A 26126-nucleotide genomic window follows, 5' to 3' on the forward strand; every position below is an offset into this window, starting at 1 on the left:
CGCGATGCCCCAGGACGCGCTGGTCCGGATCGAGGATGTGCGGAAGTCGTTTGGGCATCTCCAGGTGCTGCGCGGCGTTTGGTTGAACGTGATGCGCGGCGAGGTCGTGTGCCTCATCGGCCCGTCCGGTTCCGGCAAGACCACGCTGGTCCGCTGCATCAATCATCTCGAGACGATCGATTCGGGCCGGATCTACGTCGATGATGTCCTGGTCGGCTATCGTGAGCGGAAAGGCGGCTTGCATCCGGTTCGAGATGCTGTCGTTGCCGCGCAGCGGCGGAACATCGGCATGGTGTTCCAGCGCTTCAATCTGTTTCCGCATTTGACGGCCGTTCAGAACGTCAGCATCGGACCGGTCCGGGTGCTGGGTCGGAGCAAGCACGAGGTGCATGCGGAGGCGGTCGGGCTTCTCTCCCGCGTCGGTCTTGCGGACAAGATCGACAGCTACCCCTCCCAGCTTTCGGGTGGACAGCAGCAACGGGTCGCCATAGCGCGCGCTCTCGCCATGCATCCGGCGGTGATGCTGTTCGATGAGCCGACCAGCGCGCTCGATCCGGAAACCGTCGGCGACGTGCTGGGCGTCATGCGGGATCTTGCGGCCGGCGGCATGACCATGATTGTCGTGACGCACGAGATGGCCTTCGCCCGAGAAGTGGCCGATCGCGTGATCATGATGGACCAGGGGGCGATCGTCGAAGCGGGCAGTGCGGAGCAGATCTTCGCGCGACCGGACCAGGAACGTACGAAGGCGTTTCTCCGCGCCATTCTCTGAGGGCGACGTCGAACCGGCTCTTCGCCGCGCGCCCTCGCCGCTTTCTCCATCTTCCGGATACGAGGAAAACCGAATATGCGTCGACTGGAGATGACGGGCCGATCGCCAGCCCGGGGCTGCAATGGCATGGTGTCGAGCGCCAATCCCCTCGCATCGCTGGCCGGCGTCGATGTCTTGCGCGCTGGCGGCAATGCGATGGACGCGGCTATCGCCGCGATGGCCGTGTTGGGCGTCGTCGAATCCTTGAACCTGGGATTGGGCGGCGATTGCTTCGCGCTTTATGCGCCCGGCGGCGGCAGCGAGATCATCGCCTATAACGGCTCGGGGCGAGCGCCCGCCGCCGCTCAAGCCGATTGGTACCGGTCGCGGGGCTTTGCCGAGATTCCGGCCGCCGGACCGCACGGTGTGACGGTACCCGGCGCCGTGGAAGCGTGGGATCGCCTGGCCGCGGATCACGGGACGTGCGGGCTGGACGAGCTGCTGCGCCCCGCCATCCATTACGCCGACGAAGGCTATCCGGTTCACGACGTCATCGCGAGCTGGTGGCCCGCCGATGTCGAGAAGCTGCGGGCGGATCCCGAAGCGGCCCGCATCCTCCTCTGGGACGGACAACCGCCCGCGGCAGGCACCATTCACCGGCAGCCCGACCTGGCGCAGACCTTGCGCCGGATCGGCCGGGAGAGGAGCGCCGGCTTCTATACCGGGCCGGTCGCGGATTCCATCGTCCGGCATCTTCGCGCAAAAGGCGGCCTGCACACGCTCGAGGATTTCGCCGGCCACAAGGGTGAATATGTGACGCCCATCAGCCTCGATTATCGTGGCTACCGCGTGCATGAATGCCCGCCCAACGGACAAGGCATCGCCGCACTGATCATGCTGGGCATCTTGCGGGATTTCGATCTGTCGGCGTTCGATCCGCGCGGTGCCGATCGCTTTCATCTCGCGATCGAGGCCGGTCGCCTGGCCATTCGAGACCGGGACCGGCTGGTGGGCGATCCGGAAACCGCCGGCGACTGGCGCAAGCTGCTGGAGCCGGTCTATCTGTCCAGCCAGCGAGCGAAGATCGATCTGGCGTGCGCGGCGCCCCCGGTGCCTCCGGCATCCCTGCCGATGGGCCGCGACACATGCCACGTCGCCGTCGTCGATCGGGACTGCAACGCGGTGAGTCTGATCGCGTCCGTCTTCTACAATTTCGGCAGCGGCCTGGTTGCCCCCGGCACGGGCGTGGTGCTGCAGAATCGCGGATGCGGATTCGTCCTGACGCCCCATCACCCCAACGAGATCGGTCCGCGCAAGCGTCCGCTCCACACGATCATTCCCGCCCTCGTCTCGCACGCCGGACGGATCAGTCATTCGCTGGGTGTTGTGGGTGGCCACTATCAGGCCTGGGGTCATACCCAGGTCGTCACGAATCTGGTCGACTACGGTTATGACGTGCAGGAAGCGATCGACGCGCCGCGCGTCTTCCACAATGGCGCCAACGTGGAGCTCGAACCCGGGCTGGCTCCCGAGGTCCGCACCGAGCTGACGCGGCGCCAGCACCGGGTTGTCGATGTCTCCGAGACCAGCATGGGGCGGCTCGGCGGCGGGCAGCTCATCGCCATCGACTGGGAGAAGGGGACGCTCGCCGGTGCGGCGGACCGGCGGCTCGATGGCTGCGCGCTTGGCTATTGAGCGTCGGTCGCCGGGATCTTGGGGGAACATGACGCAGCGGTGAATCCGCGACCGCGAGAATCCATCACAGGAGACACTTCGCCCGCGACCCTTCGGGCGGGCCGGGATGTTGATTCGCCGTCCAGCGTCTTAGCGCAATATTAAGGGCTCCGGCGCAGGCTGACCGGACGGGCTGAGGGGTCTTTGTCCCCCGGTCGTCGATGCGCTGCGATCTTGTCGGGGCCTGCCGGTCCCGAGCCACAGAATGGACCCGCATGGCCATGGCGGCCGAACGCAAGCCCACTTCCGCTCCGACCGAGAGCTGGCCCGCCGACGAAGGCCGGGGGGAGGCCGGTGGCATTGCCGCCACGGTGAAGCGGGCGCAGGACGCCGTGGCGGAGCTCAGCGCCGATTACCAGAACTGGGCCTTGCTGGACCTGGGCAAGGCCGAGCAGGCCCTGGCCGAGGCGCGCGGCGACACCGGCGCGGCCGAACCGGCGCTGCAGCGCCTCTACGGCATCGCCCACGACATGAAGGGCCAGGGGGGCAGCTTCGGCTTCCCGCTGGTGACGCATGTGGCCCAATCGCTCTGCCGCCTGCTGGTGGCGCCGGGCAGCAGCAGCCGTCATATCGCCCCGCTCGCCGACGACGCGACCTATGGGCTGATCGAGGTCCATCTGAAGGCGCTGCGGCTGATCCTCGAGAAGTCCGTGCGCGGGGAGGGCGGCGAGGTCGGCCAGAAGCTGGTCGCCAAGCTGCAGGCGATGGCGGGCCAAAACTAGGACCGTATCGGTCCTATTTCGGCGGCTGCGGCTTCAGCGAGATTTTAACCCTGTTTCCAGACCATTGGAGGCCGTGCCACCCGCGAAAGCGCCCGGGGGCAGGGCTCGACCCATTGCGCGTGCGCCCCTCCAGCCGCTGCCGCCGTCCCGGGCGGCAGGCCTCATGATGGCCATGCCCAAGCCGATAGCCACCGACCGGATCGTTCAGCCGATCGCCTTCGGGTTTCTCTATTTCGCCCTGGCGGCGATCAGCATCGAGCTCTCGCGCGGCAGCAACGGAGTCGCCGCGATCTGGCTGCCCAATGCGATGGCGATGGGCTTCGTCATGCTGCGCTCGCCGCGCCTGATGCAACTGTCGGCGCTGGGTCTCGGCGTCCTCCTCGCCGATATCTTCGAAGGCAATCCGGCGCCGCTGTCGGCGGGGCTGGCCCTCGTGAGCATTGTCGAGATCGCGCTGGGCGCGTGGCTCATCCAGCACTGGCTCGGCTCCGGCGACCGGTTCGGTCGGGTCCAGGATGCCGTCCGCTTCATCGTGATCGCCGGCCTGATCGTGCCGGTCGTGGGTGCGGGGCTCGGCGCGCTCATCGTCCATCTCGGCCTCGACGTGCCGTTCCCGGCCGTGCTCGTCGGCTGGTTCTTCACCTCGGCCATCGGCTACATCGTCCTGACCCCGCTGCTGGTCCTCTGGTGGCCGCTCGGCCGGGCGATCGTCAACCGCAAGCTGCGGACCAATCGTTGGCTCGAAGGCTGGACGCGGCTACGGATGGCGGAGGCCGGCCTGCTCGGCCTGGCGCTGGGGCTGAGCGGCTTCTGGCTGTTCCGCATGGTCGATTGGGCCGAGGTGGCGGAGCTGCTGCCGACCTTCCTGGCGACGCCGCTGGTGCTCTGGGCGGTGATGCGCTTCGGCCGCCATGGCGGAAGCCTCGCGATCACGGTCGTGATCACCGCCGCGGTCGCCGGCCTTCTGGCCCATCAGCCGCCGGTCGACGACGCCTTTCCGATCGACGCGGGCGCTCTGCTCCTCCCGCCGCTGATGATGGGCGTGACCGCGCTCTCGGGCCTGCTGCTGGGGGCGGCGCTCGAGGAGCAGAACGCCATGCGCCGCGCGCTGGAGCGCAGCGAAGGGCATTTCCGCACGCTGGCCGAGGGCACGCCGGTCGGCATCTACCGCACCGACGCCGCCGGCCGCTGCGTCTATGTCAATGAGGGCTGGGCCGCGATCACCGGCCGCGACGTGCGCAGCGCCATGGGCGAGGACTGGTCGGCGGGTCTTCATCCCGACGACCGGCGGCGCGTCATCGCCAACTGGTACCAGGCCGCGCGCGACGGGATGCTGGACTATGACGAGGAATATCGCTGGCAGCGGCCGGACGGGACGGTCCGGCTGGTGCGCGACAGCGCCCATCCGATCAAGGAGGGCGAGAAGACGGTCGGCTATGTCGGCACCGTCATCGACATCACCGAGGAGCGCACGGTGCGCGCCGAGCTCGAGGAGAGCCGGCAGCGCTTCGACCTGGCGCTGCGCGGCACCTCCGACGCGATCTGGGACTGGCATCTGCCGACCGGCCGGCTCTGGTTCGCGCCGCGCCTGGCCGAGATGATCGGCTGCGATCCCGCCCGCCTGCCGCAGACGATCGAGGCGTTCGAGGACCTGGTCCATCCCGACGATCGGCCGGGACGGGCGGCCTTGCTGGCCGAGTATCTCGCCGGCGGCTTCAATGCGCGCGGCTACACGGTCGAGTACCGGTTGCGACGCGGCGACGGAAGCTATCACTGGATGCGTACCCGCGCGCGTGCGGTGCTCGACCGGGCGGGCCGTCCCTTCCGCATTGCCGGCGCGCTCATGGACATCGAGCCGGAGAAGCGGCGCGAGGCCGAGCTCAAGGAGGCGATGGTGGCGGCCGAGCAGGCCAACGCCGCCAAGTCCGAGTTCCTGGCGGTGATGAGCCACGAGATCCGCACGCCGATGAACGGCGTGCTCGGCATGACGTCGCTGCTGCTGGAAACCGAGCTGACCGAGGAGCAGCGCCGCCATGCCGAGGTGATCCGGCGCTCCGGCCAGTCGCTGATGGCGCTCCTCAACGACATCCTCGATCTCTCCAAGCTCGAGGCGGGCCGCCTCGAGCTCGAGGCGATCGAATTCGCGCCGGCGGAGATCCTGCGCGATGCGGTCGATCTCCATGCCGAGACCGCGCGCGCCAAGGGGCTCGCGCTCGAGGTCGACCTGGCGCCGGACCTGCCGGCGCGCGTCACCGGCGACCCGGCAAGGCTGCGTCAGATCCTGCTCAACCTGATCGGCAATGCCGTGAAGTTCACCGAGCGGGGCGAGGTGCGTGTGACGATGGCGGCGTTGCCGGCGCGCGGCGGCGGCGTCCGTTTCAGGTTCGGCGTCGCCGACACCGGGATCGGCATGGACCGCGCGCAGCTCGATCGCCTGTTCCGCAAGTTCACCCAGGGCGATTCCTCGATGGCACGCCGCTTCGGCGGCACCGGGCTCGGGCTCGCCATCTGCCGGCAGTTGGCCGAGCTGATGGGCGGCAGCATCGCGGTCGAAAGCCGTCTCGGCGAAGGCAGCCGTTTCACGCTCGATCTGCCCCTGCAGCCGGCCGAGGGGCCGGTCTCGGCCGAGGCCGCGCCGACGCAGCGGCGCGGGGCGCCGGTGGCCGGCGCGTCGCTGCTGCTGGTCGAGGACAATGCGGTCAATCAGGCCCTGGCGCTGGCCTTGCTGGCGCGCAGCGGCCACCGGGTCGATACCGTCGGCAGCGGCGCCGAAGCCGTCGCCGCCGTGCGCGACGGGGCTTACGATCTCGTCCTGATGGATGTGCAGATGCCGGTCATGGACGGCATCGAGGCGACCCAGAGGATCCGCGCGCTCGGCGGCCCCAAATCGCGCATTCCGATCGTCGCCATGACCGCCAACGCCATGAAGGGCGACCGCGAGCGCTTCATCGCGGCCGGCATGAACGACTATGTCTCGAAGCCGATCGATCCCGCGCTGCTCTACGCGGTCATCGCGCGCTGCCTCGATCGGGAGTCCGCGATGCCGGCCGATGGCCCGGGCAAGGCGCAGGCCGGCGAGGTGCCGGCGATCGATCCCGAGCAGTCCGCGGCCCTCGAAGGGCTGATGACCGATCTCGACCGGCGCGACGGCACCGCGGGCTGATCCGGCGCCTCCTCGAGGCTCTTCTTTCAACCGCCGAACTGGCGATCGCCGGCGTCGCCCAGGCCGGGACGGATATAGGCCCTTTCGTCGAGCCTCTCGTCCAAGGCCGCGGTGAGGATGCGCAGGTCCGGATAAGCCTGCGTCAGGGCCAGCACCCCCTCCGGCGCCGCCAGCAGGCAGAGCAGCGTCACCCGCGACGGCTCGATGCCATGCCGGGCGAGATCCGCCATCGCGGCGACCGCGGTGCCGCCGGTCGCCAGCATCGGATCCAGCAGCAACACCCGCCGCCCCCGATGGGCCGGCAGCCGGGCGTAATAGGCGACCGGCCGATGGCTCGCAGGGTCGCGATAATGGCCGAGATGGCCGACCGGCGCGTCCGGCAGCAGCTGGAGGAGCCCCTCCACCATGCCGAGGCCGGCGCACAGGATCGCCACCAGCAAGGGCGTGGGTTCGGCCAGCCGGGGCGCTTCCATGGGCATGAGCGGGGTCTCGATGCGGCGGGCGCCCAGCGCCAGATCGCGGGTGGCCTCGATACCGACGAACCAGGCCGCTTCCGCGACCAGGTGCCGGAACCGGGCCGGCTCGGTATGCCGATCGCGCAGCTGGGTCAGCCGGTCCAGCAGCAGCGGGTGATCGAGAATCTCGAGGGTGGGAAAGCGGGGGTCGCGCCGCGGCATGGCGAAAGTTCCGAAAGAGCCGCCCGCGTCGCTGGCGCGGATCGTCAGCGGCGGCGGCGAGAAACTCTAGCATGGCCCGGAAATCCAAAGGGCCGTGACGCGCTCGGCGTCACGGCCCTTTGGATTGTCCAGTCGAAGAGATCGGTGCGGCTTATCAGTTGGCTTGCGAGGCGACGTTGTCGAGATTGTCGCTGACGACGCCGAAGATGGTGGAAAGCGAGCCACCGAGGGCCTGCAGCGCCAGGATGGAAGCGACCGACACGAGGGCGGCGATGAGGCCGTATTCGATGGCGGTGGCGCCCGACTCGTTCTTGATGAAGGCAAGCAGCGCAGTTGCTGTCATGGCTGAATCTCCGCCTTCAAAGTCGCCGGCGCATCCGCCACGGGCGTCTTCGCAAAGACGTCCATGGCGGTGGCCGGAAGGAAGTCGAAGATTAGTTGCCGTTCGCCTTGGCCGCAGCGCTCGAGAGGTTCTCGCTGACGACGCCGAAGATGGTGGACAGCGAACCGCCCAGAGCCTGCAGGGCGACGATCGCGGCGACCGACACGAGAGCGGCGATCAGGCCGTACTCGATCGCGGTGGCGCCCGACTCGTCACGAACGAAGTTTTGGATCGTGGTCTTCAACATGGTTGGGTCTCCTTCCTGATGTAAACCCGCGGTCAGAATGCCGCCAACCCGTGAAGCAAAGGTTAATCGGCAGGCATAGTGGGGGCACTTCAAGAATATAGTCCGAACTACTTTCTGATCATTTAATGCGCAATCAAATAAAGTCTTATCGATCGACGGTTCCGTTACAGTGACTTACCGTCGTGACGCAGGCCCGATCGGCACGGGGCACCGCCGCCGGAACGGCGAAGCGCAAGGACGCTCAAAAATTTTTTGGGATCGAATTCAGAGATTGGCGGTCGCCGGCAGCCGCATCACCCGGCGCACGAACCAGCCCGACGCCCACCAGATCAGCAGCGCGAAAGGCACCGACACATAGCCGTCGAGCGCGTAGTGCCAGCCCAGATGGACCGAGCCCACCATGATCAGGACCAGGAAGCCGGTGAGCAGGATCCCCATGCGGCGCGAGGTCTGCCAGCCCAGGAGCGCGAACAGCGTGGCAATGGCGACATGCATGCTGGGCATCGCCGAGATGCCGGCGCCGAGATTGAGCTGGCCGAGGCTGTAGCCGTCCCACAGGGTCTGCTGCGTATCGAGCGCCCAGAGCGTGAAGCTTTCGCTGGCCTGGTGCAGATAGGTCATCAGGGGCGCATAGGGATCGACCCCGCCGACGATGCGGCCGAAATAGCAGGGCCCCGCCGAGGAGAACACCGTCGCGAGGAGGCTGCCGACCAGGATCCAGGCCAGCTGGACCGAGAGCAGGAACTGCATGCGCAGCTGCGGCTTGCGCAGCGTGAAGAACTGCCAGAACCAGGAGAACCAGAGCAGGAAGAACCAGACATTGTAGCCGAGATTGATCATCTGGCTGACGAAGGGATGGCCCAGCAGCGGTTGCAGCAGCTCCCAGGGGGCCGTGCCGCCATGCAGCCAGCGGTCCCAGTGCTCGAGCCGCAGATCCCAGGAGAAGGGATTCATCAGCGGGATCGCCGCCTTCACCACCGAGAAGCTGCCGCCCAGCAGGGGGACGAAGAGCAGCATCGGCATGCCCTGCGCCAGGCGCCGCGGCAGGGCGAGATTGTGGCGCAGGTCGGCCATCAGCATCGTGAACGGCCGCTTCGGCCGGACGACGAGCGCGAAATAGAGGGCGCGGCCGGCGAAGATCAGGAACAGCGTCATCGGCAGGATGAAGGAATAGACGCCGAAATAGAGGCCGACCGAGAGGATCGATCCGGCTTCGAAATGCACCGCGATCGCGGCGGCGCCGAGGGTATAGAGAACGATGATCGCCAGCAGCAGGCTGTCGCGGCGGAAGGCGCCCGGCAACTCGCGCCAGAATTCGCGGGCATAGATGGTCGCCGAGGCCCGGCTTCGGGCGAGGATCGCGGGCAGCGCCTGACGGAACGCCGCCATCTGCGCGAGCGGGCCGGGCCGCGCTTCCGGCAGTGCCACCGCCAGGGCTTCGGCTTGTGCCCTGGAGCGGTAGGAGCGGATCCGGTCGAAGGCTTGCTCGGTCATGGCCGAAACGACCTCGGGCAGATTCGAGAGGAGGGCCGGCCGCGGCAGCCGTCCGGCGTTCTCGCCGGCGACGCTTCCATGGAATTCGACGCAACCGGGAGCGGGCGCTCGCGCGGCGATCATCCTCCGGCAAGAGGTTGAAGGATCCCTTAATTGCGAACGGATGGTTAAGGGCGCGTCGCGCGGCCGCGCGGCCGCGCGGCCGCGCGACGCCGAAGCCGGAGAAGAATGGAGAAGGTGAGCGGAGATCAGGCGCTCTTGGCCTGGGCGGACTTCTGCTGGTCGATCTCGTCGATCAGGGCCGAGAGTTCCTCGCTGCCCGTGTCCGCGGCGCCGGCGTCAACGGCGGCTGGCGATGCCGCGGCCGGCGATGCCGCGGGCGGTGTGGCGTCGGCGGGCGTCTCGCCGTCCGGCGCGGCCTCGCCGCTTTCCTCGCCGCCGCAGAGCCGCGTCATCGCGCCCATGAGCTGGGCCATGTCGATCGGCTTGGAGACATAGTCGTCCATGCCGGCTTCGATATATTCCTCGCGCTGGCCCGCCATCGCGTTGGCGGTGAGCGCGATGATGGGGATGCGGCGCACGTCGCCCGGAAGCCGGCGGATCGCCTGCGAGGCGGCGATGCCGTCCATCTCCGGCATCTGCACATCCATCAGGATCAGGTCATAGGGGATGCGCTGCACCGCCGAGATCGCCTCGAGACCGTTGCAGACCAGATCGACCTGGCAGCCCAGACGGCGCAGCAGCGCGCTCACCAGCAGCTGGTTCACCTGGTTGTCCTCGGCGACCAGGATGCGCAGGCCGCGGCGCGGCCGCTGCAGGTCGGCGAGACCCAGCCCGTCGGCGGAGCGCTGCGGCTTGGCGGTCTGGCAGCGCACCGTGAACCAGAAGCGGCTGCCCTTGTCGGAACCGCTGTCGAGCCCGATCTCGCCGCCCATCAGATCGACGAGCTGCTTGCAGATGGCGAGCCCGAGGCCGGTGCCGCCATATTTGCGCGAGGTCGAGCTGTCGGCCTGGGTGAAGCGGGTGAAGAGATTGGCCTGCGCCGCGTCCGGGATGCCGATGCCGGTGTCGATCACTTCCGCATAGAGCTCGACATCGCCGCCGTCCAGGCGCTGCAGCCGGGTGGCGATCGTGACCGAGCCCTTCTCGGTGAACTTCACGGCGTTGCCGACCAGGTTGAAGAAGATCTGGCGCAGGCGGCCGGCATCGCCCCGGAGCCACTGCGCCTCCTTGGGCGAAGGCTGCGCCTTGAGGGCGATGCCCTTGGCGGCGGCGCGCGGCGAGAGCAGGGTGACCACGCTGTCGATCACGCGATCGAGCTCGAAATCCACCGGATCGATGCGCATGCGGCCGGCCTCGAGCTTCGAGAAGTCGAGGATGTCGTTGATGATGCTGAGCAGCGCCTCGGCCGATTCGCGCACGGTCTGCGCGTAGTGGCTCTGCTCGTCGGTGAGATCGGTGTCGAGCAGGAGGCCGGTCATGCCGATGAGCCCGTTCATCGGCGTGCGGATCTCGTGGCTCATCATGGCGAGGAACTCGGACTTGCTGCGGCTCGCCGCTTCCGCCTTGGTCTTGGCCAGCGCCAGGTCCTCGGCCAGGCTCGCCAGCTCCTTGCCCTGGGATTCGAGCCGGCTCTTGGCCTGCTCGAGCTCGATCACATAGTCCTGCAGCCGCGCCTCCTCGGCGCGCATCGCTTCCTGCTGCAGGCGGAAGGCGGTGACGTCCTGGGTGATGCCGACCGAGCGCACGGCGCGCCCGTTCTCGTCCGGGATGAACTCGCCGACCTCGCGCGCATAGACCAGCTCGCCGTCGCGCCGGTAGAGGCGGAACTCCATGTCGTAGGGCCGGCAGGCCGCGCGGCTGCTGTTGATGACGTCGACATAGCGCTGCCGGTCTTCGGGATGGACGCGCTGGGCGACGTTCACGTTGGTGCCGACGACGTTGTAATATTCCTCGACCGTCAGCCCGTGCAGGCGCGCCACCTCGTCGGTGCAATAGAGGCAGCGGTCGTCGGCCTCGTCCCAGGCCCAGTAGCCGAGCTTGGCCAGCTGCGCGCCGCGGCTCAGGAGCTTCTGCAGGTCGGTCAGCTCCTGCTCGCGCTGCTTGATCTCGGTGATGTCGGTGTTGGCGCCGACGATGCGCGTGACCCGGCCGGTCGCGTCGCGCTTGTTGATCGCGCGCGACAGGATGTAGCGGGTGGAGCCGTCCTTGTGGCGGTGGCGCAGCGTGGCGAGGAAGCGCTCGGTGCGGCCGGCATTGTAGTCGGCCACCAGCTTGAGAGCGACCTGCGCGTCGCCCGGATGCAGCACAGAATGCCAGGTCTCGAGATTGTCGGGCAGCTCGTCGGGCCCGTAGCCCAGCATCTCCTTCCAGCGCGGCGAAAACCAGATCTCGCCGGTGACGAAGTTCCAGTCCCAGATGCCGTCGTTCGAGCCCTGCACGGCGAGCGAGAAGCGCTCCTCGCTCTTGCGCAGCTCGTCCTCGAGCTCCTTCACCCGCGTGACGTCGACGCCGACGCTTCTGAACTCGAGCAGCTGGCCCGCATCGTTGAAGATGCCGCGGTCGCGCCAGAGCTGCCAGCCCACCCGGCCGTCCCTGAAGACGCTGCGCAGCATGTATTCGGCCAGAGGCCGCGCCGGCGTCACGACGCCGATCTCGCGCAGCACGTGGGCGCGCTGGTCCTGCGCGATGTAGTCGATGAAACGCTTGCCGATCAGGGCCTCGCGCGGCTTGCCGAAATAGCGGCAGTAGCGGTCGTTGACGTAGGTCACCGTCGTGTCGGGCAGGAAGCGCATCGCCAGCTCCATCTGGTCCTCGGCGCTGACGCGCGAGGCGCTGGCATTGAGGTCGATGCGCTCGAGGGGAGCGGCGACGGTCACCATCCGGTGCATGCCCATCACGCGCCGCGCGCTGCCGTCGGCCGCGAGCAGCGGCGTCAGCGTGGTGCGCGTGATCATGTCGTCGGCCACCAGACCGGCCAGATCGCGCTCGATGGCGTGCCGGCTCTTCAGGCATTCGCGATATTCGGCGATGAAGCGCTGGGCCTCTTCCGGCGCGAACAGCTCTTCGGGGCGCCGGCCGACGATATGGCCGTAGCGCGCGCCGCAGATCTCGAGCTCGAGCCTGTTGGCGGCGATATAGCGGAAATGGCCGTCAGGCTGTGCCTCGACGACGAATGTCGCGACACCGAGGGATTCGATCGCCGCGGTCAGTTCGGTCGCTGTCGCTTCTGCGAGCATCCTTGGAGGCGTTCCCAGGCGGGTCCGGTCGAGACGGAATCGGGGCCGCGGCCCCGGGGCCCTCCCGGAGGGAACCGGAGCGGCAGCCAATCCCTTTCTAGAAAGGCCGCCTTAAGACCGCGTTAGCAGCCTGGATAAGGCCGCCGCAGGCCAGTTTCGCCCCCTGCCGCCTAAATCCCATAATATTTACATGGTTATTAAGTTTTTTCTGGTTGTTGCCATGCAAACTGCGGCATGTGGCTTGCTTGATGGGGCTTTAAGCCTCAGATATATTGCGGCGCAACAAAGCGAATGGCCGGCGGGCGCCAGGTCCGACCGAGGCATCGCGCCAGCAGAGGGTGTGGGTCGATGAATGGAGTGAGCGGGCATTTCCTCGAGGATTTGTCGGTCGGACAGTCCGCGACCTATGCCAAGACCGTGACGGACGCCGATATCGTCCTGTTTGCCGGCGTTTCGGGCGACGTGAATCCGGTCCATCTGGACCAGGATTACGCGACCGGCACGCCCTTCAAGGGCCGCATCGCCCACGGCATGCTGACGGCGAGCTTCATCTCGGCCGTGCTGGGCAACAAGCTGCCGGGACCCGGTTGCATCTATATCAGCCAGAGCCTGAAATTTAAGGCGCCGGTGCGCATCGGCGACACGGTCCGGGCCACCGTGACCGTCTCGGCGATCGACCAGGCGCGCGGCCGGGTGACCGTGGCGACCGTCTGCAAGGTGGGCGAGACCGTCGTCATCGATGGCGAGGCCCAGCTCCTGGTGCCGCGCCGCCAGGCCCAGGCGGCCGAGTGACCGCCGCCGGCTAAGGTCGGCTAAGGCCCTGCGGAAACGGTGAATTTTGGCCATTTCGCCGCGGCTCGCGCGACGCCCTTCGGCCTATCCAGCCTGGGATTGACGCGCTATCTTCGCCCCCGCGTCCCCCTTTGGGGAGGCGACCGGCCCTGCCGGGAACATTGCCGCCCGCCCAGAGCCCCGATCCGATGCGACTGTTCCGCCACCACACCGAGATTCCCGTCGAAGCGCGCAACGCCGTCGTCGCGCTGGGCAATTTCGACGGTGTCCATCGCGGCCACCAGGCGGTGATCGGCACGGCCCAGGCGAAGGCCCGCGAGCTTGGCACCGGCGCGGCGGTGCTGACCTTCGAGCCCCATCCGCGCGAGTTCTTCAAGCCCGGCCAGCCCTCCTTTCGCCTGACGCCGCTGCGCATCAAGGTGCGCCAGCTCGAGGCCATGGGGGTCGACGATCTCTTCGTGCTGCCCTTCGGGCCGCGCCTGGCGCAGATGAGCGCCGAGGCCTTCGTGATCGAGGTGCTGGTCGAAGGGCTGGCGGCGCAGCATGTGGTGGTGGGCTACGACTTCGTCTTCGGCCGCGAGCGGCGCGGCAATGCGGCGCTGCTGGCCGATCTGGGCAAGCTGCACGGGCTGGGCGTGACCTCGGTCGCGGCCGCGGCGAGCGACCAGGGCGAGGTCTATTCCTCCACCAAGATCCGCGAGCATCTGCAGGCGGGCCGCCCGATGAGCGCCACCGCGCTGCTCGGCCGTCCCTGGGAGATCGAAGGCCGCGTCGAGCATGGCGATCGGCGCGGCCGGCAGCTGGGCTTTCCCACCGCCAATATCGCGATCGGCGATTATCTCGAACCGAGGCTGGGCGTCTATGCGGTCAAGGCCGGCATCGATATGGGTGCCGCCACCCGCTGGGTCGATGGCGTCGCCAATCTCGGCCGCCGGCCCACCGTGGGCGGCACCCGCGTGCAGCTCGAGGTTCATCTTTTCGACGTCGCGCTCGATCTCTATGGCCGGCATCTGCGCGTCGCCTTCATCGATTTCCTGCGGCCCGAGATGAAATTCGCGGGCCTCGACGCGCTCAAGGCCCAGATCGCCCAGGACAGCGCGCGGGCGCGCGAGATCCTGGCCGCCTATGCCGGGCCCGATCCCGGCGCCTCGCCGCGGCCGGCGCTCAAGGCGCCGGAGAACGAGGCGTCCCCGGGCGATGTCTATGACCGTGCCTTGCGGCCCAAGATCAGGCCGAAGATTTCCAGCAACCATTGAACTGACGTAAAAGGGCCGGGTGGTCCTCAAGGGGGCGTGGCCTCCCCCGAGGGGAACCCCGGACCGCCAGAAACGACGATCACGCGAGGGACCGTTGGACTACAAAGACACCGTGTTTCTGCCGCGCACCGAATTCGCGATGCGCGCCAACCTGCCGACCCGCGAGCCGGAGACGCTGAAGCGCTGGCAGGAGCTGGACCTGTTCCGGCGCCAGCGCGAGGCATCGCGCGGCCGGCCGCGCTTCCTGCTGCATGACGGCCCGCCCTACGCCAACGGCAACATCCATATCGGCCACGCCCTCAACAAGATCCTCAAGGACACCATCAATCGCACCCAGCAGATGCTGGGCAAGGATGCCAACTACGTCCCCGGCTGGGACTGCCACGGCCTGCCGATCGAATGGAAGATCGAGGAGAAATACCGCGCGGCGGGCAAGGACAAGGACGCGGTGCCGATCGTCGAGTTCCGGCGCGAATGCCGCGAGTTCGCCGAGCACTGGATCGGGGTGCAGCGCGAGGAGTTCAAGCGCCTGGGCGTGGTGGGCGACTGGGCCCACCCCTACACCACCATGGCCTATTTCGCCGAGGCGCAGATCGTGCGCGAGATCGGCAAGTTCCTGATGAATGGCGGGCTCTTCCGCGGCTCGAAGCCGGTGATGTGGTCGGTGGTCGAGAAGACCGCGCTGGCCGAGGCCGAGGTCGAGTATCACGACCATGTCTCGAACACGATCTATCTGCGCTTCCCGATCCTGCGCTCGAGCCTGCCCGAGCTGAAGGGCGCCGGCGCGGTGATCTGGACCACCACGCCCTGGACCATCCCGGCCAACCGCGCGATGGCCTATGGCAACGAGATCGACTATGTGCTGATCGAGGTGGTGGCGGTGGCCGAGGGCGCCGTCGCCAAGCCGGGCGACAGGCTGCTCGTGGCGGAAGCCCTGCGCGCCGAGTTCGAGAAGGCCGCGCGCATCACCGAGGCGAAGATCCTCTGGTCGGGCAAGGGCGAGGCGCTCGCCGGCACGGTCGCGCGCCATCCGCTGGCGGGGCATGGCTACGAGTTCGAGGTGCCGCTGCTGCCGGGCGGATTCGTCACCACCGAGCAGGGCACGGGCTTCGTCCATATCGCGCCCGGCCACGGCGCCGACGACTACGAGCTGGGCATGGCGTACGGTATCGAGGTGCCGCAGACGGTGGGCGAGGATGGCGGCTACTACCCGCATGTGCCGCTCTTCGCCGGCAAGTGCGTGCTGCGGCCCGACGGCAAGAAGGGCGATGCCGATCCCGCGGTGATGGCGGCCTTGACCGAGGCGGGCCATCTCCTCGCCAAGGACAAGCTGACCCACTCCTATCCGCACAGCTGGCGCTCGCGGGCCCCGCTCATCTTCCGCAACACGCCGCAATGGTTCATCTCGATGGAGCGCAACGAGCTGCGCCGCAAGTCGCTCGCCGCCATCGACGACACCCGCTTCGTGCCGCCGCAGGGCCGCAACCGCATCTATTCGATGATCGAGAGCCGGCCCGACTGGTGCATCTCGCGCCAGCGCGCCTGGGGCGTGCCGATCGCGATCTTCGTCGACAAGCGCACGGGCGAGCCGCTGCGCGACCAGAAGGTGGTGGACCGCGTCGCCGAGGCCTTCGAGAAGGAGGGCGCGGACGCCTGGTTCGCGAGCCCGCCTTCGCGCTTCCTGGGCAACGACCACAATCCCGATCATTTCGAGCAGATCACCGACATCGTCGATGTCTGGTTCGATTCCGGCTCGACCCACGCCTTCGTGCTCGAATCCGGCCATTGGGACCTGAGCTGGCCGGCCGACGTCTATCTCGAGGGCTCGGACCAGCATCGCGGCTGGTTCCATTCCTCGCTGCTGGAGAGCTGCGGCACGCGGGGGCGGGCGCCCTACAAGACCGTCATCACCCACGGCTTCACGCTCGACGAGCAGGGCCGCAAGATGTCGAAGTCGCTGGGCAACGTGCTGGCCCCCCAGGAGGTGATGAAGCAGTACGGCGCCGACATCCTCAGGCTCTGGGTCGCGATCGGCTGCGACTATTCCGAGGATCAGCGCATCGGCAACGAGGCGCTCAAGTTCGTCGCCGACCACTACCGCCGCCTGCGCAACACCTTCCGCTATCTTTTGGGCGCGCTCGACGGCTGGAGCGAAACGGAGCGCGTGGCGCCGGCCCGGATGCCGGAGCTCGAGCGCTGGATCCTGCATCGCCTGGCCGAGCTCGACCGGCAGGTGCGCGAGGCCGCCGACAATTTCGACCTCCATAACATCTACATGGAGCTGCACAACTTCTGCGCGGTCGATCTCAGCGCCTTCTATTTCGACATCCGCAAGGATGCGCTCTATTGCGACGCGCCGACCTCCCCGCGCCGGCGCGCCGTGCGCACGGTGCTGCAGGAGCTGTTCTCCTGCCTCAGCGCCTGGCTGGCGCCGGTGCTCTGCTTCACGGCCGAGGAGGCCTGGCAGCACCGTTCCTGGAAGGACGGGGCCGCGAGCCCCGACGAGGAGAGCGTGCATCTGCGGCTCTTCCCGGCGGTCCCGGCCGGCTGGCGCGACGAGGCCCTGGCCGGGCGCTGGGCGAAGCTGCGCGACCTCAGGCGCGTCGTCACCGGCGCCCTCGAGATCGAGCGCGCGGAGAAGCGCATCGGCTCCAGCCTCCAGGCCCATCCGACGGTCTATCTGACGCCCGAGCTGAAACGGCTCTGCGACGGGCTCGATCTGGCGGAGATCAGCATCACCTCCGAGGCCACGCTGGTCGAGGGTCCGGCGCCCGCCGGCGCCTTCACCCTGCCCGACGTCCCCGATGTCGGGGTCACGGTCGGGCTGGCCGGGGGCGAGAAATGCGACCGCTGCTGGCGCCAGGTGCCCGACCGCGGCGTCGACCCGCATCATCCCACCCTCTGCGGTCGCTGCGCCGACGCGGTGTCGGGCGGGACGGCCGCCTGACATGTGGCGTTGGGGGGTGGCGGCCGCGGTCCTGGTCCTGATTCTCGATCAATTATCCAAATGGGTCATCCTCACCCAGGTGATGGATCCGCCGGTCGCCATCACGGTCCTGCCCATCTTCGACCTGGTGCTGGCCTGGAACCGGGGCGTCAGCTTCAGCATGTTCTCCAGCGACGGCGCCCACGCGCCCTATCTCTTGTCCGGATTCGCCGTCCTGGTGGCGGCAGCGCTGGGATTCTGGCTTTCCCGGGTCAAGACGCTCCTGCCCGCCCTGGGGCTGGGGCTGGTCATCGGCGGTGCCCTGGGCAACGTGGTCGACCGATTGCGCTTTGGCGCGGTTGTGGATTTCCTGTATTTTCACTATGCGGGATGGGGATGGCCTGCATTTAACCTGGCGGACAGCGTCATTACGGTCGGCGTGGGCCTGTTGCTCATCGACGGCTTGTTTGGCAAAGTTCGGCCGGCAAAATGAGGGACCGCCCGGGACCGGGCGGTGATGGGTTCATGACGAAGACAAAGGCCCTTCGCGCCTGCGGCGCATTGCTCCTGCTGGCCAGCTTGGGGGCTTGCGATTCGGTGCGCGAGATCGCCGGTTACAACAAGCAGGCCCCGGACGAATTCCAGGTCTATGCCCGCGCGCCGCTCAGCCTGCCGCCGGACTACAACCTGCGTCCCCCCGCACCCGGCGCGCCGCGCCCCCAGGAGGGCACGCCGCGCGACCAGGCGGCCTCGGCCGTGTTCGGCGACTATGCCTTCGGCGGCAGCCTCGGCGCCGCCCTGGGCGAGCCGCAGGATACGAGCTCGACCGGCGAGAAGGCGTTCCTGCAGAGCGCGGGCGCCACGGGCATCGATCCTTCGATCCGCCAGACCATCGATGTCGAGACCGCGGCCCTGATCGAGCAGGACCAGTCCCTGATCGATCGGCTGATCTTCTGGCGCGAGCCTGGCGTGCCCGGCACCGTGGTCGATCCGGCCAAGGAGCAGCAGCGCCTGCAGGAGAACGCGGCGCTGGGGCTGCCGCCCACGACCGGCGAGACGCCGACCATCGAGCGCCGGAAGAAGGCGTTGCTCGAAGGAATCTTCTAAGGCGCCGGATCTTGGCGGTTCGGACGCGGCGCCTGCGCCGCGGCGCCGATCTACGTTTCCGTTTCTCTTGATGGCCAGGGATGGCCTGAGCGAGGCGCTTCATGTCGAACCGTTCCGGCCATGAGGCTCCGCGCCGCTGCCTGCGCCGCGCCCTGATCGGCCTGTTGCTGCTGGCCGGTCTCCTGATCGGGAGCGCGCGCCCGGGTGAGGCCAAGGTCTTCAGCCCCGAGACCTTCACCCTCGAGAACGGCCTCCAGGTCGTGGTGATCACCAGCCGGCGCGCCCCGGTCGTGACCCAGATGGTGTTCTACAAGGTCGGCGGCACCGACCTCACCCCCGGCAAGAGCGGGCTCGCCCATTTCCTCGAGCATCTGATGTTCCGCGGCACCAAGGAACACGGGCCCGGCGAGTTCTCGGCCATCGTGCAGCGGCTCGGCGGCAACGAGAACGCCTTCACCACCGCCGACTTCACCGCCTATCACCAGTCGATCGCGATCGAGGCGCTGCCGCAGGTGATGGAGCTCGAGGCCGACCGCATGGCCAATCTGGTGCTCGACAAGAAGACCGTCGATACCGAGCGCGACGTGATCATCGAGGAGCGCCGCCAGCGCATCGACAACGATCCGGGCGCGCAGCTCTCCGAGATGCTGAACGCGGTGCTCTATCTCAACCATCCCTATCGCGTGCCCGTCATCGGCTGGGAGCAGGAGATGCACACGCTCGACGCCGACGATGTGCAGGCCTTCTACGACCATTGGTACGCGCCCAACAACGCGATCCTGGTGCTGTCGGGCGACATCTCGGCGGCGGAAGCCAAGCCGCTGGTGGAGAAATATTACGGGCCCGTGGCGCGCCGCGACGTGCCGCAGCGGGTGCGCCCGACCGAGCCGCAGCAGTTCGCGCCGCGCCGCGTGACGCTCGAGAGTGCCGCCGTGCAGCAGCCCAACTGGATCCGCATCTACCAGGCGCCCTGCTATCCGGGGCCGGACAAGGAGAAGGCCTATGCGCTGGCGGTCCTCGCCCAGATCCTGGGCGGCGACAGCACCAGCCGGCTCTATCGCCATCTCACGGTCGAGCAGAAGCTCGCCGCCGGCGTCTGGGCCCGCTATGACGGCAACCGGGTCGATCTCGGCAGCTTCAGCTTCGCGGCGACGCCCAATCCCGGCGGCAAGCTCGATGCGATCGAAGCCGCCATCGACAAGGAGATCGCCGATCTCCTGGCCAAGGGGGTGACCGACGAGGAGGTCCAGCGGGCCAAGGCCTCGATGATCGACGATGCGGTCAAGGCGCGCGACAGCCTGATGGGCCCCGCCAACACGCTGGGCTCGGCGCTCGCCATCGGCCTCACCGTCGACGATGTCGAGAGCTGGCCCGACCGCATCGGCGCCGTCACCCGCGAGCAGGTGGACGCGGCCGCCAAGGCGGTATTCGACATCAACCAGTCCGCGACCGGCCTGTTGCTGCCGGCCGCGGGTGCCTCGGTGCCCGCCGCAGGCCCCGCGGTCCCGCTCGACACGGGAGTGACGCCATGAGGGGCGCGATGACGGTGGGCGGCAGAGCCGAACGCGCGAATGAAATCGCGCCCCCTCCCCTTGCGGGAGGGGGTAGGGGGAGGGGGGACGCACGCGCGTTCTGGAAAGGAATCGCGCAAACCCTCCTTCGCCGATATCACGCGATTCCTTCTCCGAATCGATTGCGGCCGGCAACCCCTACCCCCTCCCTCAAGGGGAGGGGGCTCGGATATGTCGGGGCTGCCCTGCTGCTGACAGCGCTGTGCCTGTTGTTCGCCCCCGCGCCGGCCTCGGCCGCGATGGAGATCAAGCGCGTCGTCAGCCCCGGCGGGATCGAGGCCTGGCTGGTCGAGGATCACTCGATGCCGCTCATCGCCATCAACCTGGCCTTCCGCGGCGGCAGCGCCGCCGACCCCGCCGACAAGGGCGGGCTCGCGGAGCTGGTCTCGGGCCTGCTCGACGAGGGCGCCGGCCCCTACGATTCGCAGGCCTTCCAGCGCAAGATCTCGGATCTCTCGATCGACCTGCGGTTCGATGCCGGCATGGACGAGTTCCGCGGCTCGATGCGGACCTTGACCGCCCACCGCGACGAGGCCTTCGACCTGCTGCATCTGTCGCTGACCCAGCCGCATTTCGACGCGGAGCCGGTCGAGCGCGTCAAGGGCCAGATCGCCACCATCATCGCCGGCGATGCCGAGGATCCCGGCGAGATCGCCGAGCGGACCTGGTGGCAGACCGTGTTCCCCGATCATGGCTATGGCCGCGATCCGATGGGCAGCCCCGAGAGCCTTGCCCGCATCGACCAGGCCGATCTCAAGGGCTTCGTCGCCGCCAACTTCGCGAAGGACCGGCTCCTGGTGGGTGTGGTCGGCGATATCGCGCCGGGCGAGCTGGGGCCGCTTCTCGACAAGACCTTCGCCGGCCTGCCGGCCAAGGGCACGGCGGTGCCGGTGCCGGATGCGGCGATGCAGGGCGCCGGCAAGACGATCGTGATCGAGAAGCCGGTGCCGCAGAGCGTGATCCTGCTGGGCGGTCCCGGCGTCAAGCGCAGCGATCCCGACTTCTATGCGGCCTCGATCCTGGTGGAGGTGCTGGGCGGCGGGTTCGGCTCGCGCCTCACCAAGCAGGTGCGCGAGGACCGCGGGCTCGCCTACTCGATCGGCGCCAGCCTCGCGACCTACGACCACGCGGCCCTGCTCGTGGCCCAGACCGCGACCAAGAACGAGCGCGCCAAGGAATCGATCGAGGTGATCCGCCAGGCCTGGGGGGAGCTCGGCAAGAACGGACCGACCCAGGCCGAGCTCGACGATGCGCGCGACTATATCCTGGGTTCCTATGCGCTCCACTTCACCAACAGCCTCGCCATCGCCGGCAACCTGGTCTCGCTCCAGCTCGACGATCTGGGGATCGACTATCCGCAGCGCCGCACCGAGCTGTTCCAGAAGGTGACGCTGGAGGATGTAAAGCGGGTCGCCAAGCGCCTGCTCGATCCGGCGGTCCTGACCTGGGTCGTGGTCGGAAAGCCGGCGGGGATGTCCGAAACGCCTTGAGCCGGCGACGGCTCGGCGCTCAGTGGCTCCGCAGCAGCGTCGTCAGCCGGCGCAGGGGAGCCGTGACACGCCATGAGCGGCTGGCCCGGATATCGCGCAACGCCGCTTCGCTCTGCGCCAGTCGTGCATTGGCGGTTTCGAGCCTCAGATATTCGAAGCTCTTCTGCTGCATCTTTTGCAGCCGCTCCGGCTCCCCCTCGCCGCCGTCATGGAGGTTCACCGTCGGCGAGTGATCGGCAATGCGGCCGCGCCGGCGTAGCGGATGCGGGCCGGGCTTGTGGAAGACCGCGACGAAATCGGCCCAGCCATGGCCCTGCGGTTCGCCGACGAAGGATTCGGCGATTTCCACGGGCTGGCCGCGCCGCGCCGCCCAGCGGGTGAGCGCGATGCTGGCATCGGGATAGAGGCGCCAGCAATCGAGCGGACAGCGATGGAAGGGCCCGTTGCTGGGCACGTTCAGGTAGAGGAAGCCGCCCGGCCGCAGAATCCGGACCAGCTCCACGAATGTCTCCCAGAAACAGATGTCGTGCTCGAACGCGGAGCTGGTGACCACCACGTCGGTGCTGCCATCCGGCAGCGGCAGCGGCAGCGGCGCATCCGGCGGGACCACGAGATCGACATCGCGCCCGGGGGCGAGGTCGAGCCCGAGATATCGGGCGCCCGCCGGCCTGTGGTCGCGCAGCGTGCCGTTGATGTTCATGCTGCCCAGCTCGACGATCTCGTGGAACGCCGGATCCCAATAGAGCTGGAAGAAGAGCCGTCCGTACTGGTAGGCGGTGTCGTGCACGGCTGGCCTCCCGTTCTGGCGGCGATATGCGCCCGGCTCCGGGTGCGCTCGACATCGCCGGGCGGTCCCGCGGGGACGCCGTCGGCCCCACGCGGAGCCACCATATCAGAGCCGGGTCCGGGAGCCCCACCGACCGTCCGGGTCAGGGAGCCGATCGATGGATCGGGTCGGTCCCCGGGACGAGGGCTGCAAGGACCGGTCGCCTGCCGGGCCCTCCGAATTCGGCGCGTTCGGCCTCTGGCAGGTCCGACGCGCATGTTATCGTCCGCCACCGGAATCGGGAGTCGTCGGAGGTGCCGCCATCCATGCCGCTGTTCGAAGTGGTCCACCGCACCCGCTACCATTATGGGCGGCCTGTCACCTTCGGCGAGCACCGGGCGATGCTGCGCCCCCGCGACAGCCACGACCTGCGCCTGCACCGGATCGAGATCAAGGTCCGGCCCGAGGGGCGCATCCGCTGGATGCAGGACGTCTTCTCCAACTCGATCGCGCTGATCGAGATCATGGGGGCCGCGACCGAGCTCGTGGTCGAAAGCCGGCTGGTGCTGGAACGGTTCGAGGACGGCTCGGTCCAGGAGCCGCCGCGCGGCGAGACGATCGCCACCTATCCCTTCACCTATCCCGAGGCGATCCGGCGCGATCTGGGCGGCACCGAGCGGCGCCACTACGAGGACCCCAAGGGCGACGTCGCGGCCTGGGCGCGCCAGTTCGAGGCGGGAGCGCCCGACAGCGCGGCGCTGCTCGACGCCATGATGCGCAGGATCAAGGCGCAGTTCCGCTACCGCGCCCGCTATGAGCGCGGCACCCAGTCGCCGGCGGAGACGCTGGCGCTGGGATCGGGGACCTGCCGCGACTTCGCGCTCCTGATGATGGAGGCGGCGCGTTCGCTGGGCTTCGCCGCGCGGTTCGTCACCGGCTATCTCTACGACCCGGCCGTGGACGGGCTCGCCTCCGGCATCCGCGGCGCCGGGGCTACCCATGCCTGGCTCCAGATCTTCCTGCCGCTCTCGGGCTGGATCGAATACGACCCGACCAACGGCATCGTCGGCGGCCGCAACCTCATCCGCGTCGGCGTGGCCCGCGACCCTTCCCAGGCGATCCCGCTCGCCGGCAGCTACAACGGCGCGGCCGAGGACGCGCTCGGCATGGATGTCGACGTGACGGTGCGGGCGCTGGGCCAGGGCGGGATCGAGCTGCTGGTCGATCCGTGACGCCGGGCTTAATCCCCTCCCCCGGAACGGGGGAGGGCGAGGGAGGGGGCTGCTCGGTGCGTGCAGCCCTCTCCCTGGCCCTCTCCCGCAAGCGGGAGAGGGGACATGCCCTCTAAGCCCGCCCGAAGAACTCCTGCGCCACCAGGTCGCTGGTCCGGTTGAGCTCGCGCTGGATCCAGTCCATCGTCTCGCCCATGCCGCGCGCCAGGACCTCGTCGATGTCGAGATCGAGCAGCGCCGACTGGAAGGCGCGCAGATGCTTCTGCGCGCGCAGGCCCGTGCCGAGGCCGCTGTCGCGCCGCAGCGCGTTCAGGGCCTCGCTCGCCTGGTTCACCGAGGAAAGCAGCGAGCGCGGGAAGAGCGGGTTGAGCAGCAGGAAATGCGCCACGCTCTGGGGCGACATCGCCGTCACCGGATGGCGCCGGCGATAGGCCTGGAAGCCTGCGGCGGCGCGCAAGAGCGCGTTCCATTGCGAGACGTCGGTGGCCGAGCCCATCTCGGCCGCCCCCGCCTGGAGCTGCGCGAACTTCACGTCGAGCAGCCGCGTGGTCTGGTCGGCGCGCTCGAGCTGCTGGCCCAGCAGATAGAAATGCCAGGCCTCGTCGCGATAGAAGGTCTCGAGCGTGATCCCGACATGGGTCTCGCAGCCTTCCTTGATCGTCGTCGCGAAGCTCGAGAGGTTCTTCGAGGTGACCGAGCTCGTCTTGAGCGGCTTGATCTTGCGGTGGAGCGCGTTGAGCTGCGACCACATCTCGGTCGAGATCAGCGGCCGGATGGTCCGCGCGTTCTCGCGCGCCTGGCGCAAGCAGGAGCGGATCGAGGAGGGGTTGCGCGGGTCGGTCGCGTAGAAGGCGATCACCGCCTCGGCGCTCACCTGCTTGTAGAGCTCGGCGAAGGCGGCTTCGTCGGCATAGAAGGTCAGGATCGATTGCCAGTTGCGGACGCCATGGGCGTCCTGGCTGTAGGCCTGGTTGACGTCGAGCACGCGGGCCAGCGAGTTGGCGCGCTCGGTATAGCGCGCCATCCAGAAGACGCAGTCGGCGAAGCGGGCGAGGAGCTTAGCCAAGGATCCAGGTGTCCTTCGAACCGCCGCCCTGCGAGGAATTGACGATGAGCGAGCCCTTGCGCAGCGCCACGCGGGTCAGGCCCCCCGGCAGCACCCAGCTCGACTTGCCGGTGACCGTGAAGGGCCGCAGGTCCACGTGGCGCGGCTCGATCGCCCGGCCGCAGAGGGTGGGGGAGACCGAGAGCTCGATCATGGGCTGGCTGATATAGTTGGCGGGGTTGGCCGTGAGCAGCTCCCGCGCCTCGGCCAGCTCCCGCTTGCTGACGCGCGGCCCGATCACCACGCCATAGCCGCCCGATTCCCCGACCGGCTTCACCACCAGGCTCTCCATCCGGTCGAGCGTGAATTTCAGCCCCTCCGGCTCGCGGCAGATATGGGTCTCGACATTGTCGATGATCGGCTCCTCGCTCAGGTAATAGCGGATGAGCCGCGGGATATAGGCATAGACCGCCTTGTCGTCGGCGACCCCGGTGCCGACCGCGTTGGCCAGCGCCACGTTGCCCTTGCGATAGGCGCGCATCAGGCCGGCCACGCCCAGCATCGAATCCGGCCGGAACACCTCGGGGTCGAGGAAATCGTCGTTGAGCCGGCGATAGATGACATGGACCGGCGCCAGCCCGCCCACGGTCTTCATGAAGACCCGGTCCTTCTCGACGGTGAGGTCGCGGCCCTCGACCAGCGGCACGCCCATCTCGCGGGCGAGGAAGATATGCTCGAAATAGGCCGAGTTGTAGGCGCCGGGCGAGAGCAGCACGATCTGCGGGTCGTCGACGCCCGCCGGCGCGATCTGGCTCAAGGCCTCGGCCAGCTTCTGGCCGTAGTTGGAGACGGGCCGGATCGGCAGGTCATGCACCAGGTCGGGGAAGGCCCGCTGCATCAGATGGCGGTTCTCGACCACGTAGGAGACGCCGGACGGCGTGCGGCCATTGTCCTCGAGCACACGGAACTTGCCGTCCTTGCCGCGCACGATGTCGGTGCCGCAGACATGGATATAGGTGCCGTGCGGCACCGGCAGGTCCTGCATCTCCTTGCGGTAGTTGGCGTTGCCCAGCACCAGCTCGGCCGGGATGATGCCGTCCTTGAGCGCCCGCTGCTTGCCGTAGATGTCGCCGAGGAAGGCGTTCATGGCGGCGACGCGCTGGATCACGCCCGCCTCGAGCCGCTCCCATTCGACGCCCGGGATCACCCGCGGGATCACGTCGAAGGGCAGGATCCGGTCGATCTGGTCGCGGTTGGAATAGACGGTGAAGGTAACGCCCAGCGTCATGAACTCGCGGGTCGCCGCGTTCGAGCGCTTCTTGAGCTCGGCGATCGAGAAGCCGTCGAGCCGGCGCTCGAGCTCGATGCAGGCCGGCAGCGCATGGTGGCTGTGGCCCTGCAGCTCGCACCAATAGCCGCCGGTGTCGTAGCCCGACAGCAGCCCCCCGGCTTCGCCGGCAGGCTTCGCGAATCGCGAGCGAAGCCCGCGGCCCGCAGCCCCTGCCTTGGGGGCCGCCCGTTTCTTGCTGGTC

Annotated in this window: 20 protein-coding genes; 12 read left to right on the forward strand and 8 right to left on the reverse strand. The window is 68.3% G+C overall.

Annotated features, from left to right (window positions below):
- Positions 1-4: 4 nt before the first annotated feature.
- The 4 genes from FRZ61_RS03460 (at position 5) to FRZ61_RS03475 (ending at position 6370) form a co-directional block, all read left to right on the forward strand.
- Positions 5-772, forward strand: a complete 768-nt coding sequence (locus tag FRZ61_RS03460; protein WP_318526369.1) for an amino acid ABC transporter ATP-binding protein — start codon at positions 5-7, stop codon at positions 770-772.
- 75 nt (positions 773-847) lie between these two features.
- Positions 848-2446 (forward strand): gamma-glutamyltransferase family protein, encoded by a 1599-nt coding sequence (locus FRZ61_RS03465; protein ID WP_151114994.1) that lies wholly within the window; start codon positions 848-850, stop codon positions 2444-2446.
- Positions 2447-2700: 254 nt separating this feature from the next.
- A complete protein-coding gene (locus FRZ61_RS03470; RefSeq protein WP_191909276.1) occupies positions 2701-3207 on the forward strand; it encodes an Hpt domain-containing protein in 507 nt (168 codons plus the stop codon).
- Between the two features lie 172 nt (positions 3208-3379).
- On the forward strand, positions 3380-6370 hold the full coding sequence (locus tag FRZ61_RS03475) for a PAS domain-containing protein (RefSeq protein WP_191909277.1): 2991 nt from the start codon (positions 3380-3382) through the stop codon (positions 6368-6370).
- 26 nt (positions 6371-6396) lie between these two features.
- On the opposite strand, the gene upp is transcribed toward FRZ61_RS03475, so the two are convergent.
- The 5 genes from upp to FRZ61_RS03500 all read right to left on the reverse strand — a co-directional run bounded on the left by upp (position 6397) and on the right by FRZ61_RS03500 (position 12409).
- Positions 6397-7047: a uracil phosphoribosyltransferase gene (gene upp / locus FRZ61_RS03480; RefSeq protein ID WP_151114997.1), complete on the reverse strand. Its 651-nt coding sequence runs from the start codon at positions 7045-7047 to the stop codon at positions 6397-6399.
- 154 nt (positions 7048-7201) lie between these two features.
- Positions 7202-7390: a Flp family type IVb pilin gene (locus FRZ61_RS03485; RefSeq protein WP_151114998.1), complete on the reverse strand. Its 189-nt coding sequence runs from the start codon at positions 7388-7390 to the stop codon at positions 7202-7204.
- A 91-nt stretch (positions 7391-7481) separates the two neighbouring features.
- The gene (locus FRZ61_RS03490; RefSeq protein ID WP_151114999.1) at positions 7482-7676 is read right to left on the reverse strand and encodes a Flp family type IVb pilin; all 195 of its coding nucleotides are present in this window, start codon (positions 7674-7676) and stop codon (positions 7482-7484) included.
- A 264-nt stretch (positions 7677-7940) separates the two neighbouring features.
- A complete protein-coding gene (locus tag FRZ61_RS03495; protein ID WP_191909278.1) occupies positions 7941-9170 on the reverse strand; it encodes a phosphatase PAP2 family protein in 1230 nt (409 codons plus the stop codon).
- A 248-nt stretch (positions 9171-9418) separates the two neighbouring features.
- The gene (locus FRZ61_RS03500; RefSeq protein ID WP_151115001.1) at positions 9419-12409 is read right to left on the reverse strand and encodes a PAS domain-containing hybrid sensor histidine kinase/response regulator; all 2991 of its coding nucleotides are present in this window, start codon (positions 12407-12409) and stop codon (positions 9419-9421) included.
- Between the two features lie 348 nt (positions 12410-12757).
- Between FRZ61_RS03500 and FRZ61_RS03505 the strand changes: the two genes are divergently transcribed.
- The 7 genes from FRZ61_RS03505 (at position 12758) to FRZ61_RS03535 (ending at position 21551) form a co-directional block, all read left to right on the forward strand.
- Positions 12758-13201, forward strand: a complete 444-nt coding sequence (locus FRZ61_RS03505; RefSeq protein WP_151115002.1) for a MaoC family dehydratase — start codon at positions 12758-12760, stop codon at positions 13199-13201.
- Between the two features lie 188 nt (positions 13202-13389).
- Positions 13390-14457 (forward strand): bifunctional riboflavin kinase/FAD synthetase, encoded by a 1068-nt coding sequence (locus FRZ61_RS03510; RefSeq protein WP_151115003.1) that lies wholly within the window; start codon positions 13390-13392, stop codon positions 14455-14457.
- Positions 14458-14596: 139 nt separating this feature from the next.
- Positions 14597-17404, forward strand: a complete 2808-nt coding sequence (gene ileS / locus FRZ61_RS03515; protein ID WP_151120660.1) for an isoleucine--tRNA ligase — start codon at positions 14597-14599, stop codon at positions 17402-17404.
- A 16-nt stretch (positions 17405-17420) separates the two neighbouring features.
- Positions 17421-17876, forward strand: a complete 456-nt coding sequence (gene lspA, locus FRZ61_RS03520; protein ID WP_225309091.1) for a signal peptidase II — start codon at positions 17421-17423, stop codon at positions 17874-17876.
- 32 nt (positions 17877-17908) lie between these two features.
- Positions 17909-18490, forward strand: a complete 582-nt coding sequence (locus FRZ61_RS03525; protein WP_151115005.1) for a DUF3035 domain-containing protein — start codon at positions 17909-17911, stop codon at positions 18488-18490.
- Between the two features lie 101 nt (positions 18491-18591).
- On the forward strand, positions 18592-20022 hold the full coding sequence (locus FRZ61_RS03530) for a M16 family metallopeptidase (protein WP_151115006.1): 1431 nt from the start codon (positions 18592-18594) through the stop codon (positions 20020-20022).
- Between the two features lie 248 nt (positions 20023-20270).
- On the forward strand, positions 20271-21551 hold the full coding sequence (locus FRZ61_RS03535; RefSeq protein ID WP_225309092.1) for a M16 family metallopeptidase: 1281 nt from the start codon (positions 20271-20273) through the stop codon (positions 21549-21551).
- 19 nt (positions 21552-21570) lie between these two features.
- Here the strand turns inward: FRZ61_RS03535 and FRZ61_RS03540 are convergent, their stop codons facing one another.
- Positions 21571-22338, reverse strand: a complete 768-nt coding sequence (locus tag FRZ61_RS03540) for a methyltransferase domain-containing protein (RefSeq protein ID WP_151115007.1) — start codon at positions 22336-22338, stop codon at positions 21571-21573.
- Between the two features lie 305 nt (positions 22339-22643).
- Here FRZ61_RS03540 and FRZ61_RS03545 point away from each other — a divergent pair, with 305 nt between their 5' ends.
- On the forward strand, positions 22644-23549 hold the full coding sequence (locus FRZ61_RS03545) for a transglutaminase family protein (protein WP_151115008.1): 906 nt from the start codon (positions 22644-22646) through the stop codon (positions 23547-23549).
- A gap of 112 nt (positions 23550-23661) precedes the next feature.
- On the opposite strand, the gene FRZ61_RS03550 is transcribed toward FRZ61_RS03545, so the two are convergent.
- The gene (locus FRZ61_RS03550) at positions 23662-24615 is read right to left on the reverse strand and encodes an alpha-E domain-containing protein (protein WP_151115009.1); all 954 of its coding nucleotides are present in this window, start codon (positions 24613-24615) and stop codon (positions 23662-23664) included.
- On the reverse strand, positions 24608-26035 hold the full coding sequence (locus FRZ61_RS03555; protein ID WP_407657939.1) for a circularly permuted type 2 ATP-grasp protein: 1428 nt from the start codon (positions 26033-26035) through the stop codon (positions 24608-24610). The genes FRZ61_RS03550 and FRZ61_RS03555 overlap by 8 nt, the downstream gene beginning before the upstream one ends.
- Between the last annotated feature and the right edge of the window lie 91 nt (positions 26036-26126).

Source organism: Hypericibacter adhaerens, from assembly GCF_008728835.1.
GTDB classification, from domain to species: domain Bacteria; phylum Pseudomonadota; class Alphaproteobacteria; order Dongiales; family Dongiaceae; genus Hypericibacter; species Hypericibacter adhaerens.